This window comes from Pacificoceanicola niger, assembly GCF_048553275.1.
GTDB lineage: Bacteria > Pseudomonadota > Alphaproteobacteria > Rhodobacterales > Rhodobacteraceae > Pacificoceanicola.
Map to the genome: position 1 here is coordinate 235,215 of NZ_JBLZMW010000004.1, position 12,828 is coordinate 248,042.

The 12,828-nt window shown below is 65.7% G+C and carries 12 protein-coding genes; 7 read left to right on the top strand and 5 right to left on the bottom strand.

The window, feature by feature from the left end; translation table 11 throughout:
- Nucleotides 1–27 precede the first annotated feature (27 nt).
- The 3 genes from ACN2XU_RS08090 (at nucleotide 28) to der (ending at nucleotide 3,757) form a co-directional block, all read left to right on the top strand.
- Complete coding sequence (locus ACN2XU_RS08090; protein ID WP_419409912.1) at nucleotides 28–705, top strand: tetratricopeptide repeat protein; 678 nt, start codon at nucleotides 28–30, stop codon at nucleotides 703–705.
- A gap of 79 nt (nucleotides 706–784) precedes the next feature.
- Entirely contained in the window at nucleotides 785–2,119 is a 1,335-nt protein-coding gene (locus tag ACN2XU_RS08095) for an outer membrane protein assembly factor BamB family protein (RefSeq protein WP_419409913.1), read from the top strand.
- Nucleotides 2,120–2,272: 153 nt separating this feature from the next.
- A complete protein-coding gene (gene der / locus ACN2XU_RS08100) occupies nucleotides 2,273–3,757 on the top strand; it encodes a ribosome biogenesis GTPase Der (RefSeq protein ID WP_419409914.1) in 1,485 nt (494 codons plus the stop codon).
- Nucleotides 3,758–3,947: 190 nt separating this feature from the next.
- Here der and ACN2XU_RS08105 read toward each other — a convergent pair whose 3' ends face one another.
- The 5 genes from ACN2XU_RS08105 to ACN2XU_RS08125 form a co-directional block, all read right to left on the bottom strand.
- Nucleotides 3,948–4,283 (bottom strand): hypothetical protein, encoded by a 336-nt coding sequence (locus ACN2XU_RS08105; protein ID WP_419409915.1) that lies wholly within the window; start codon nucleotides 4,281–4,283, stop codon nucleotides 3,948–3,950.
- Between the two features lie 174 nt (nucleotides 4,284–4,457).
- Nucleotides 4,458–5,159: a TspO-related membrane protein gene (locus ACN2XU_RS08110; RefSeq protein WP_419409916.1), complete on the bottom strand. Its 702-nt coding sequence runs from the start codon at nucleotides 5,157–5,159 to the stop codon at nucleotides 4,458–4,460.
- Nucleotides 5,156–6,448: a serine--tRNA ligase gene (gene serS, locus ACN2XU_RS08115; protein WP_419409917.1), complete on the bottom strand. Its 1,293-nt coding sequence runs from the start codon at nucleotides 6,446–6,448 to the stop codon at nucleotides 5,156–5,158. Before serS ends, ACN2XU_RS08110 begins: the two co-directional genes overlap by 4 nt.
- An 84-nt stretch (nucleotides 6,449–6,532) precedes the next feature.
- Nucleotides 6,533–7,171, bottom strand: a complete 639-nt coding sequence (locus ACN2XU_RS08120) for a trypsin-like serine peptidase (RefSeq protein WP_419409918.1) — start codon at nucleotides 7,169–7,171, stop codon at nucleotides 6,533–6,535.
- A gap of 66 nt (nucleotides 7,172–7,237) precedes the next feature.
- The gene (locus tag ACN2XU_RS08125; RefSeq protein WP_419409919.1) at nucleotides 7,238–8,749 is read right to left on the bottom strand and encodes a pentapeptide repeat-containing protein; all 1,512 of its coding nucleotides are present in this window, start codon (nucleotides 8,747–8,749) and stop codon (nucleotides 7,238–7,240) included.
- Nucleotides 8,750–9,155: 406 nt separating this feature from the next.
- Here ACN2XU_RS08125 and yajC point away from each other — a divergent pair, with 406 nt between their 5' ends.
- From yajC to ACN2XU_RS08145, 4 genes are read left to right on the top strand one after another with little or no spacing between them, the layout of a single operon-like run.
- Nucleotides 9,156–9,443, top strand: a complete 288-nt coding sequence (yajC, locus tag ACN2XU_RS08130) for a preprotein translocase subunit YajC (RefSeq protein ID WP_419409920.1) — start codon at nucleotides 9,156–9,158, stop codon at nucleotides 9,441–9,443.
- A gap of 6 nt (nucleotides 9,444–9,449) precedes the next feature.
- Nucleotides 9,450–11,111, top strand: a complete 1,662-nt coding sequence (secD, locus tag ACN2XU_RS08135; RefSeq protein WP_419409921.1) for a protein translocase subunit SecD — start codon at nucleotides 9,450–9,452, stop codon at nucleotides 11,109–11,111.
- Nucleotide 11,112: 1 nt separating this feature from the next.
- Nucleotides 11,113–12,081, top strand: coding sequence for a protein translocase subunit SecF (gene secF / locus ACN2XU_RS08140; protein WP_419409922.1), 969 nt, complete (start codon nucleotides 11,113–11,115; stop codon nucleotides 12,079–12,081).
- Nucleotides 12,074–12,826, top strand: coding sequence for a TSUP family transporter (locus ACN2XU_RS08145; RefSeq protein WP_419409923.1), 753 nt, complete (start codon nucleotides 12,074–12,076; stop codon nucleotides 12,824–12,826). Before secF ends, ACN2XU_RS08145 begins: the two co-directional genes overlap by 8 nt.
- The last annotated feature ends 2 nt before the right edge of the window (nucleotides 12,827–12,828 follow it).

Genomic DNA, 12,828 nt, shown 5'->3' on the forward strand with positions numbered 1-12,828 from the left:
TTTTGCGGGCATGAGAGGGAGCCGCTTGTGAGCGACACGGACAGTTTCATCGACGAGGTGACCGAAGAGGTCCGCCGCGACAAACTCTTTGCAACCATGCGAAAGTATGGCTGGATTGCCGTCCTGGTGGTGGTGGCGATCGTTGGCGGTACCGCGTGGCGCGAATACAGCCAGGTCCGGACCGAGACACAGGCGCAGGCCTTCGGCGATGCCATCATGGCCGCCCTGGAGGAAACCGAACCGGACGCGCGCATCGCGGCTCTGGACGAGATCGCAACCGACCGCCCCGGCGCGCGCGCCGTGCTGGATATGCTGGTTGCCGCCGAAAAGGGCGCCGAAGGCGATGATGCCGCCGCCGTGGCCCAGCTTCAGGCCGTCGCAGGCAGCACCGAGGTGCCGCAGATCTATCGCCAGATCGCGCGCTACAAGGCGCTGGCGCGCGGCGCAGGGGTGCTCAGCCTCGAAGAGCGCCGCCGCGGTCTCGAAGACCTGGCCGTTCCCGGCGAGCCGCTGCGCCTTCTGGCCGAAGAGCAGCTTGCACTGGTGGACATCGAAGCCGGGAACAAGGACGCGGCGCTGGAGCGGCTCAAAAACATCGCTGTGGATTCGGAGGCGACAGCAGGCTTGCGCCGCCGCGCATCTCAGTTGATTGTGGCTCTTGGTGGCTCGCTGGATGACCTTATGGGTCAGGTACAGGACAGTTAAGGGTAATTTCGGCCCGGCCCGAAGCGCGCTGCCGGATGGCAGCCCTGCGGGAACAGGCGGCAAGCAAGGGGGCACAGACATGCTTCGCACGGCAACATTGATGGCAGGCATTGGCCTGATCGCGCTCGCAGGCTGCGAGGAACGCGAGGAAATCCTGCCCGGCGAGCGCATGAGCGTGCGCGACGTGCTGGAAACCCGCGTCGACCCTCTGGCTCAAAGTGACGTCAATATCGCCCGCGCCGTGGCGCTTCCGGCGCATCGCAGCAATGCCGATTGGGCGCAAAGCGGTGTCTCGCCCTTCGCCCGCATCGACAATGCCGCCTTCTCCGGCAGCTTTCAGCCGATCTGGCAAACCTCCATCGGTGCCGGAGACGGTCGCCGCAAACGCCTCAACGTCGATCCGGTCGTGGCGGGCGGGCGCGTCTTTACCATGGACAGCGAGTTCGTGGTGCGGGCCACCTCCACCGGCGGCGCGCCGCTGTGGAGCCATGACCTGACCCCGCTGCGCGACAAGAATTACCAGGCGCAGGGCGGCGGTCTCGCCTACGAGGGCGGGCGTCTCTATGTCGCCTCCGGCTTTGGCACCGTGACCGCCATGGACCCGGAAACCGGCGGCGAGATCTGGACCCAGCGCCTCGGCAACACCGCCACCGGCGCCCCCTCGATCCGCGATGGCGTCGTCTACCTGACTTCCGGCGACAGCCTCGGTTGGGCGCTCGAAGCCGACGATGGCCGCATCCGCTGGCAGCTCGACGGCGTCGGCGACAGCAACAACGTGGCCGGTGCGCCATCCCCGGCACTTGGCGAGAAGCGCGTGATCTTCTCCTTCGGCGATGCGTCCGTGCAGGCGGCCTTCCTGCAGGGCGGGCTGAAACTCTGGAGCGCGGATATCCTGGGCCGCCGCAACGGCGTGGCGCTCTCGGCGATCGACGACATTACCGGCGATCCGGTGATCGTGGGCGAAACCGTGTACGCGGGCAACCACTCGGGCCGCTTCGTGGCGCTCTCGGTGCATGACGGCGAACGGCTCTGGACCGCCCGCGACGGCGCGCTTGGCCCGGCCTGGCCGCTGGGCAATGATTCGGTGGTTTTTGTCAGCGACCGCAATGAGCTGGTCCGCCTCGACGCCGCCACCGGCGAGCGTATCTGGGCGGTGGATCTGCCGGGCTATGTGCCGACCCGCCGCAACCCGCAGAAACGCCGCGATGCGGCCTATGCCAATCATGGCCCGATCCTCGCGGGTGGGCGGCTGATCGTGGCAAGCTCGGATGGCTTCATCCGCAGCTTTGACCCCGAGACCGGCGCGGAAGTGAGCCGCGTCGAGATCAGGGGCGGCGCAACCACGCGCCCCGTGGTCGCGGGCGGCACGCTCTACGTCGTCTCCGGCAACGGCACGCTGCACGCGTTTCGCTGAGCAAGGCGGCAGGCCGAAGCCCGCACCGGGGCACCGGGCTCCGGTCCGAAGCCGCTGAAAGAATCCGGGTCCGACGGGGGCGACGTGGTCTTGCCCCTTCCCACGGGAAGAGAATTCCTGTAAGCGGCGCGACTTGAACGCGGAGCAAGCCCCATGTCCTTTTCCCTCGCCATCGTCGGCCGTCCCAATGTGGGCAAGTCGACGCTCTTCAACCGCCTCGTCGGCAAACGCCTCGCGCTGGTCGACGACCAGCCCGGCGTCACGCGCGATCTGCGCGAAGGCGAAGGGCGGCTGGGTGATCTGCGCTTTACCGTGATCGACACCGCCGGGCTTGAAAACGAAAACGACGACAGCCTGCCCGCCCGCATGCGCCGCCTGACCGAGCGCGGCGTCGACATGGCCGACATCTGCCTGTTCCTCATCGACGCCCGCGCGGGCATCCTGCCCGACGATGAAGTCTTTGCCGAGATCCTGCGCAAACGCGCCAAACACGTCATCCTCGCCGCCAACAAGGCCGAGGGCGCGGCGGCGGACGGCGGTGTCATCGAAGCCTGGTCTCTCGGCCTCGGCGAGCCGATCCGCCTCTCCGCCGAACACGGCGAAGGGCTGAACGATCTTTATTCGCAACTGCTGCCGCTCTCCGAAGGGTTCGAGGCCCGCGCCGCCGTGGAAGCCCCTGATGTCGAGGTCTCCCTCAGCGAAGAAGAGGCCGAAGAGGGCGACGACCGCGTCCCCATGCCGACCGCGAGAAAGCCTCTGCAGATCTGTGTCGTCGGCCGCCCGAACGCGGGCAAATCCACCCTGATCAACCAGATCATCGGCGAAGACCGCCTCCTCACCGGCCCCGAGGCCGGCATCACCCGTGACGCCATCTCGGTGCAGCAGGAATGGGGCGGGGTGCCGATGCGCATCTTTGACACCGCGGGCATGCGAAAACGCGCCAAGGTGCAGGAAAAGCTGGAAAAACTCTCGGTCTCCGACGGCATCCGCGCGGTGAAATTCGCCGAGGTGGTGATTGTCCTGCTCGACGCCGCGATCCCCTTCGAAGTGCAGGACCTGAAAATCGCCGACCTGGCCGAACGCGAAGGCCGGGCGGTGGTGATCGCGGTCAACAAATGGGACATCGAGGACCACAAGCAGGACAAGATGCGCGCGCTGCGCGAGAGCTTTGAGCGGCTGCTGCCGCAGCTGCGCGGCGCGCCGCTCGTCACGGTCTCGGCCCGCACCGGCAAAGGCCTCGACCGGCTGCAACAGGCCGTCATGGACGCCTACACGGTGTGGAACCGCCGGGTCTCCACCGGGCAGCTCAACCGCTGGCTCGCTTCCATGATCGAACGCCACCCGCCCCCCGCGCCGCAGGGCAAGCGCATCAAACTGCGCTACATGACACAGGTGAAATCGCGCCCGCCCGGCTTTGTCGTGATGTGCTCGCACCCGGACAAGCTGCCTGCCAGCTACTCGCGCTTCCTGGTCAATGGCCTGCGCGAAGACTTTGACATGCCCGGCACCCCGATCCGCCTGTCGATGCGCGGGCAGGGAGATCAGAACCCGTTCAAAGGCCGCAAGAAAAAGAACGCGGGGGCGCTGAAGAAGCACCTTGGCGGGCTGCAGGGCAAGAAGGGCGGTGAGCGCCCGTGATCGCCTGTCCGGGCCTTGGTGTCCGGACCCGTCACGGGGCTTTTCGATCCGGCGGTTTCGGATCGCCTGCGCGATCCGACAAAGGGCGCGGCTCCTGCGGACCCGCGCCCGAGGGGGCTCCGCCCCCAAGCGCCCTTGGCGCTTTCCCCCGGGATATTTTTGCAGAGAAGATGCAGCGGCGTTGGTGCCGCTAGTCCGGCGTTGCCTTCTCCAGCGCCAGCCCATCGGCCCAGGTGCCATGCAGGGTGCCGTCGGGCATGGTGACGTAGATCACCGGCGCCTGTCCGGGTGCCCAGTTCAGGGTCAGGATGCGTCCGTCGAGCGGGCCATATCCGGAGTAGGGTGTGCCGCCAACCATCCAGTCCGCCGCGACCGCATTGCCGTGCTGTTGCAGAGTCAGCGTTCCGCTATAGGCGGAGCCGTCGGCATTGCGGCCCTGGACCGTGTAGCGGCCGCTCAGGTCGGCGGCGGCAAGGATGGGCAGGGCGCTGAGCAGCAGCGCTGCTGCGAGGGAGCGGTTGAGCATGGTGGCACCTCCGGTTGCCATGCGGGCGGTGAGCATGAGCTTAGGCGTGCTGTCCGGGCCGGGGCAACCGGTTTTCGTCGCGTAATCTGCCGGGTTCGTTTGCCGCTGGCGGGGTTGCCTGGGCGCTGAGCCGCGCCAGAGGCGGCGACGTCCGCTGCCAGGGTCAGTGCGCGCTTATTCGGTGTCGGTGCCGCGCAGCCCGAGGATGGCGATGATCCCCAGCAGGGCCAATCCGGCCACCGCCGCATTGAACGGGTGGGAATTGGCGACGATCACCGCCACAAGCGCCCAGATCACCGTGATGCCATATTCCGGCGCCCGGTGCAGGCGGTATTGCACCACCACGGAAATCACCAGTGCCAGGGCCAGCGAGACCAATGCCGCCGGGGTCGGCGGCAGCCAGCCATAGCCGCCCAGCACCACGCCGAGCCCGACGCAGGAGGCCGCTGTCAGCCAGCCGGCATAGATGGCCACCGGCGCCTGTTGCAGCCAGCGGTCGGTGTCCCCGACCCGGAACAGGCTGAGCAGTGCGCCCGCCAGCATGACCCAGATCATCCCCGTCGCGATCACCGGATAGTGCATGGCGACCGGTAGCCAGTTGACCCCGACCGCAAGGCTCACGAAGAGCGGCAGCCGCCCCGGCGTCCAATCCGGATCGTCCCAGCGGCGCAGCAGGCCAAACCCGGTGCCGACCACCAGCCAGGCGAAGATCAGGCCCCAGATCGAAAACGCATAGCCCGAGGGTTGCACCGGCGGCTCTTCGATCATCACGGGGAATTGCGAGGCCTCATAGCCGCCAAAGCCCGGCGCGAGCAGGGGCGAGGCCGCAAAGCCCACCGCCGCCAGAAAGCACAGGATCGCCAGAAGGCGGATCATGCCAGCTGGCCCTCCGCCGTCAGTGTGGTCTTGCCGCCAAGCCAGGGATGCAGCGCCGCGGGCAAGGTGACGGAGCCATCGGCGTTTTGCCCGTTCTCCAGCACCGCGATCAAGCAGCGCCCCACGGCCAGCCCCGACCCGTTCAGCGTGTGCAGGAACTGCGGCTTGCCGCCGTCCGCCGGTTTGAAGCGCGCGTTCATGCGGCGCGCCTGGAATTCACCTGCCACGGAGACGGAGGAAATCTCGCGATAGCTGTTCTGCCCCGGCAGCCAGACCTCGATGTCATGGGTCTTGATCATGCCAAAGCCGATGTCCCCCGAACACAGCACCACCGTCCGGTAGGGCAGCTCGAGCTCTTGCAGGATCGCCTCGGCGCAGCCGGTCATGCGGTCGTGCTCTTCCATGGATTTGTCCGGATGCACGATCGACACCATTTCGACCTTCTCGAACTGATGCTGGCGCAGCATGCCCGCGGTGTCCTTGCCGGCGCTGCCCGCTTCGGAGCGGAAACACTGGGTGTGCGCGACATACCGGCGAGGCAGGTAGCTTTCGTCGACCACCAGCCCGTTGACGATATTGGTCAGCGTCACCTCGGCGGTCGGCACCAGCCACCAGCCATTCGTCGTCTGGTAGGAATCCTCGCCGAACTTCGGCAACTGGCCCGTGCCGTACATCATCTCTTCCTTGACGAGCACCGGCGTCCACGTCTCGGTCAGCCCGTGCTCGGCGATATGCGTGTCGAGCATGAACTGGGCCAGGGCGCGATGTACCCGGGCAACGCCGCCCGACAACACCACGAAGCGCGACCCGGACAGCTTGGCCGCCGTCTCGAAATCGAGACCGTCCCGCGTCGCCGCCAGCGCGTAATGCTCCTTCGGCGCGAAATCGAAGCTGCGCGGCGTGCCCCACCGGCGGATCTCCACGTTGTCGGCCTCGTCGGCGCCGTCCGGCACATCCGCATGCATGACGTTCGGAAGCGCCATCAGCAGGTCCGTCAGCTCCGCATCCAGCGCCTTGGCGCGGGCCTGCATCTCTGCCACTTCGGCCTTCTTCTCGCCAACCAGCGCGCGCAGCCGTTCAAACTCCGCCTCGTCGCCGCTCGCCTTGGCCTTGCCGACGTCCCTGGACGCCTTGTTCTGCTCGGCCTGCGCGGTCTCTGCGGTCTGGATCGCAGCGCGCCGCGCCTCGTCGATGGCGAGGACAGACGACGACTGCGGCTCCATCCCACGGCGGGTCATCGCCGCATCGAAGGCGGCGGGATTTTCGCGGATGGTGCGGATGTCGTGCATCGTATCCTCCTGATTACACGGAACTTGAGACAATTTGAGTCGGGTGCCTTATGCCTCACTTTGATCGAGGAGTGTAGAGGCCTCTCACGGCCCATCCCGCGCCATGCCGATCTTCGCCGCCGGAGCCGCCCGCGCCCATGCGTCCAAAGGCAGCGCCAGCGCCATCGCGCCCTGCCGCGCCACGATCACCGCCACCAGTTTGCCCTCCGAGAGAACCGCACCCCCCGATTGCCCCGCCGTGACCCGGCAGCCCAGCCGCCAGAACGGCAAGACCTCCGCCCCGTAACAGAAATCCTGCCGCAGACGCTCGCCCGGTGCCTCCCGCCGGAAACTGACGAAACTCACCGGACCGGGCAGGGGGGCCTCGCCCATCGCCACCGGCGGCGCCGAAAGCGGCGCGGCCAGCTCCGCCAGCGCCATGTCCGTCCGTGGGCTGAGCCCGTCACCCATCGCGCGCAACCCGGGATGCGGCACCACGCCGACGATCTCGGACACCACCGCGCCATCGGGCTGCGGCAGCACGAAAACCTGGCCCTCCAGAACCCGAATGCCCGCCCCCTCGACCCGCGCCACACAATGCGCAGCCGTCAAAACAAGCTGCGGCGCAATCAGCGTGCCGCTGCAATGGCCCTTGCCGGGCGTGCTCGCACTGGTCAGCCGCCCGATGCTCTGCCCGTGGGCAGGAAGGGCCAGCAGCGCCAGCAAGACGATCAAGGCTCTCATGCGGGCCATCCCCTTGTTGCCCGGCAGCGTATCAGCGCCAAGCAAACCCCGGAGACGGGCACCGGGTCAAGGGTCTGGCACGTCCAACGTGTCCGGTTTGTCGGGATCAAACCCGATGGACCGCTGCCAGGCGCGCCAGGCGGTTTCGAAGTCGTCTGAGACAATATCGAATTTCTCGGCTTTCCAATGGTCAGGCCGTACCTCTCCGTCGGGCAGGATCACGGAGCCATCGGCAAAGACATCCTGCCAAAACGGCTTCAATTGCGTTATGGTTGTAGAATCCACGTCTCTCAGCGCCGCGCCTCGAAGAGTAGCGGCGCTGAGATCCGTATCCTCATCCAACTGCGTGTCGTCTAGGTCCGCTCCCTGCATCTGCGCCTCCACGAGGAACGCCCCCTGCAACTGCGCCCCCCAAAGGTTCGCCCTCTGCAACTCCGCCTCCCAGAGGTTTGCCCCCTGCATCTGCGCCTCCCCGAGGAACGCCTCCTGCATCTGCGCCTCCCCGAGGAACGCCTCCTGCAACTGCGCACCCGCAAGGGCCGCCCCCTGCATCTGCGCGTTCCCGAGGTTCGCCCCCTGCATCTGCGCGTTCCCGAGGCTCGCCCCCTGCATCTGCGCGATCCTGAGGTTCGCCGACTGCAACTGCGCCCCCCAGAGGCGCGCCCCCTGCAACTGCGCCGCCCCGAGGTCCGCCCCCTGCAACTGCGCCTCCCCGAGGTTTGCCTTGTCAAAGCGCAGCGCCTTCAGGTCAAACCCCTGCAAATTCGCGCGGCGCAGGTCGATTTTCAGGTCCTCCGCCTTGACGCCGTCGATCCCCGCCAATCGTCCCAGCACCTGAGCGGCGTTCTGCATGTCGGCGCGCACCGGCTCCAACCCTCGCGCCCATGCCGAGATCTCGACCACATTGTCGGACTTCGGGACGGGTTTTGGCGGAAAGTCCTTGCTCAACTCCCGCACATAGATGCTCAGCAGGCGCGACACCCGCTCCGCCTCGCGCGGCTGTTCCTTGACCAGTTGTTCCAGACGGTCGATCGCCGCATTCCGGCGGATCACGTCGTCTTCGTATTTGTCGATGTACTTCTGCGGACCCAGCTTCACCGTCACCTTTCGCGTCGCGTACAAATCCGCCGCCGCTTCGGTGATCTTGTCATTGAACAGCGAGGCTTTCGACGTCTCCGTCTGCTCCCGCGTCAACCGCAGCCGGTTCAACGTCACCGGCAGCGCCACCAACGCACCGAGGACTGTGGTCAGCGCCGCCAGTTGCGCGAGTCTGAACCGGAAGTCCCAGACCTGATCCTGTCCCGGCATGGCGTGCAGCAAGATTTTCAGCACCAGCCAGAACAGCCCCACGAACACCACGAGGGCGATGGCCGCCCAGAGGATTACTGGCAGCCAGAACAGGCCGGGGGGCAGGTCCGACAGCCCCATGCGTTTCTGCAGATCACCGGGTTTCAATTCGCCGCGACCGGAGGCCACCCACAGCAGGCAGAAGACAATCAGAACCGCAAGGCTGACCCCGAGCAACGTCACGCTGCCCCAGAACACATCCGGCGCGATCGGCAATACCGTTTCTGTCATACCCGCTCCCTCGCAAACCGAGCCACACCCTAGGGGTGTCTCGCAGGCCCCGCAATCGCCGCGTTAACCCGAATTAATCGAAATTAACCACGAACCACGCCTCCGGAGCCGGTCCGGGCCTGAGGGGCGGGGCGTTTTGTACCAAACTCGCCGCGAATCGTACCAAACGGCGTTGGGCGGCTGCGATGGGCCTCTGCGAAGGGGGTGCATTTTGTACCGAACTCGGCGCATTTTGTACCGAACTGGCCCCCGCGCCGCACCGCGCGGGGCGTTAACCCCACCGTACGCTCCTTTTCTTGACTTGCGCCCCGGTCCGCTGCCTTGCAACTGGCCCCCGCCGCGCATAGGTTCCGCGCAATCAAAAAAGGCGGGTGCCCCGCCTCGAAAAATTGACAGGAGCATCCCCATGGACGTCGCACAGCTTGGCCAGTTTCTTCCGCTCATCCTGATCTTCGCGATCATGTATTTCCTGCTGATCCGGCCGCAGCAGAAGAAGATGAAAGAGCATCAGAAGATGGTCGAAGCCCTGCGTCGCGGCGATCAGGTCGTCACCCAGGGGGGCCTCATCGGCAAGGTGGCCAAGGTCAAGGAAGGCAATGAAATTGAAGTGGAAATTGCCGAAGGCGTGAAAGTCCGCGTCGTCCGCGCCACCATCGCGCAGGTCCTGTCCAAGACCGAACCGGCCGAAAGCTGATCCCTCATGTTGCAGATTGAAACCTGGAAGCGGGTCCTGATCTGGGCGACTTTGGCGCTCGGATTGGCGCTGGCGCTGCCCAATGCCTTCTACACCCGCGTCGAGCAGCACAATGATGCCGTGAGCGCGATCGAGTTGGGCGCGGATACCGCTGAAAATCAACAGCTTGCGTCCCAGTGGCCAGGTTTCCTGCCCTCCGGCCTCGTCAACCTCGGCCTCGACCTCAGAGGCGGTGCCCACCTCCTCGCCGAAGTCAAGGTACAGGACGTCTACGCCGCCCGGATGGAGGCGCTCTGGCCCGATGTGCGCGATGTGCTGCGCCCCGAGCGCGAGACCGTCGGCACCATCCGCCTGCTGCCCTCCGATCCCGGTGAGCTGCGCGTGCGCATTTCCGAACCCTCCGGCATGCCCCGCGCCATCGAACTCGTGCGCGGCCTTGCGCAGCCGGTGGTCTCGCTCACCGGCGCCGGGTCCACGGACATCGTTGTCCGCGCCGACGGCGATCAGATCGTGGTCACGCTTTCCGAGGCCGAACAGCAGGCCAGCGACGAGCGGACCATGCAGCAAAGCCTTGAAATCATTCGCCGCCGCATCGACGAGGTCGGCACGCGAGAGCCCACGATCCAGCGTCAGGGCAGCGACCGCATCCTGATCCAGGTGCCCGGCATCGGCTCCGCGCAGGAGCTCAAGGACATCATCGGCACCACCGCCCAGCTGACCTTCCAGCCGGTCGTCGGCAGCACCGACAACGCGAACGAAAGCCCCGGCGTGGGCAATGAGGTCGTGCCCTATCTGGACCGCGAGGGGGCTTTTGCGATTCTCGAACAGGTCCCGGTTGTCACGGGTGAAGAACTGGTTGATGCACAGCCCGCCTTCGACCAGAACGGCCGCCCCGCCGTCAACTTCCGCTTCAACCCATCAGGCGCGAGAAAGTTCGGCGACTATACCGCCGACAACATCGGCTCACCCTTCGCCATCGTTCTGGACAACGAAGTCATCAGCGCACCGGTCATCCAGAGCCACATCGCCGGCGGCTCCGGCATCATCACGGGCAACTTCACCGTCGAAGAAAGCACCAACCTTGCCGTGCTGCTCCGCGCCGGCGCGCTGCCGGCGGGGATGGAGTTCCTCGAAGAGCGGACGATCGGCCCGGAACTGGGGCAGGACAGCATCGACGCGGGCAAGATCGCGACGGTCGTCGCCTTCGTCGCCGTGCTTGGCTTCATGCTGGCGGCCTACGGGCTGTTCGGGATCTTCGCCAACTTTGCGCTGATCTTCAATATCGTGCTGATCTTCGGCGCGCTGAGCCTGATCGGCGCAACGCTGACCCTGCCGGGCATTGCCGGGATCGTGTTGACCGTGGGTATGGCCGTGGATGCCAATGTGCTGATTTTCGAGCGTATCCGCGAGGAACTCAAGACCGCGCGCGGCCCTGCGCGGGCCATCGAACTGGGCTATGAAAAGGCGCTGTCGGCGATTGTCGATGCCAACATCACCACCTTCATCACCGCGGTCATCCTCTATGTCATGGGCTCCGGCCCGGTGCGCGGTTTTGCCATCACCCTTGGGCTGGGCATTCTGACCTCGGTCTTCACGGCGATTTTCGTCACCCGGCTGTTGATCGTCATGTGGTACGAACGCCGCCGCCCCAAAACGATCGAGGTGTGACATGAGACTGAGACTGGTTCCCGAATCCACCAATTGGGACTTCTTTTCCCGCTCGAAGCTCTGGCTGGGTATTTCGCTGTTCATGATGGTTCTCGCCTTTGGCAGCTTCATGCTGCGTGGGCTTAACTATGGCATCGACTTCCGGGGCGGCACGACCATCCGCACCGAAAGCGCGCAGCCGATTGATGTGGGCGCGTATCGCGACGCGCTGTCGACGCTGGGGCTGGGTGACACCACGATTTCCGAGGTGTTTGATCCGACCTTCGGCCCGGATCAGAACGTCGCCATGGTACGCATCGGCGCTCAGGACGGCGAAGAGGCCGTGTCCTCCGAGGTGATCGCTTCGGCGGAGGCCGCGCTGCAGCAGATATCACCGGATATCAAGTTCGTCTCGGTCGAGAGCGTCGGACCGAAGGTCTCGGGTGAGTTGATCAAGACGGCAGCCATCGCCGTCACGCTCGCCATCGCGGCGGTGCTGGTCTACATCTGGCTGCGGTTCGAGTGGCAATTCGCGGTGGGTGCGGTGATCGCGCTGATCCACGACGTGATCCTGACCATCGGCATCTTCTCCGAACTGCAGATCAAGTTCGACCTTGCGATCATCGCGGCGCTGCTGACCATCGTGGGCTATTCGCTGAACGATACGGTGGTGGTCTTTGACCGAGTTCGGGAAAACCTGATCAAGTACAAGTCCAAGGATCTCAAGGAGGTCCTGAACGTGTCGATCAACGAGACGCTGAGCCGGACCTTCATGACCTCCTTCACCACGCTGATCGCGCTGATCGCGCTGCTGGTGCTGGGTGGGGACGTGATCCGGGGCTTCGTCTTCGCCATGACATGGGGCGTGATCGTCGGCACCTATTCGTCGATCTTCGTGGCCTCGGCGATGTTGCTGCGCACCGGGGTCAAACGCGACTGGAGCAAGCCGTCGGACACCTCCGGCAACCAGTTCGGCAACATCGATGCCTGATCTCATCGCCGGGGTCCTGCACACGCAGGGCCTTGGCTGGATTGCCTTGGCGGCATTCCTTGGGGGGCTGGTCCGGGGCTTTGCAGGCTTTGGAACAGCCCTTGTTTTTCTGCCGGTGGCGGCTCAGTTCCTGACGCCGTTTCAATCGATACTCGCTCTGACTTTCATGGACCTGATCGGCCCGGTTCCGAACCTGCGCCGGGCATGGCCGCAGGTCGAAAAGGGCGACCTTGCGCGCCTGTTGATCGGGACGGCGGTCATGCTGCCGGTCGGGCTCGGGGTGTTGAGCGTGGTGGATGCAGGGGTCTTTCGCTATGCCGTGAGCGCGCTGGCACTCGGGATGCTGCTCGTGCTGCTCGGCGGGCTGCGCTATCGCGGTGCAGTGACACGGCGGATGGTGATCGGCATCGGCGGCGCGGCGGGGTTCCTTGGCGGGGTGGCCGGGCTGCCGGGGCCGGCGGTGATCCTGTTCTACATGGCGCGGCCGCTGGCGGCATCGGTTATCCGGGCGACAACGTTGTTTTACCTGTTCTGTTTCGACGGATTGATCATCTTCGGCATGGGGCTGTTCGGACGCTGGGAGAGCGGCGCGGTGGTGCTGGGCCTGTGTCTTGCGGTGCCGTGCATGGCGGGCAACTGGCTGGGGGGAGCACTGTTCCGGCCATCGCTTGAGAAAGCCTATCGCGGGTTGGCCTATGGGTTGATCGCGCTCTCGGCCTTGTCGGGGCTGCCACTCTGGGGGTAGAA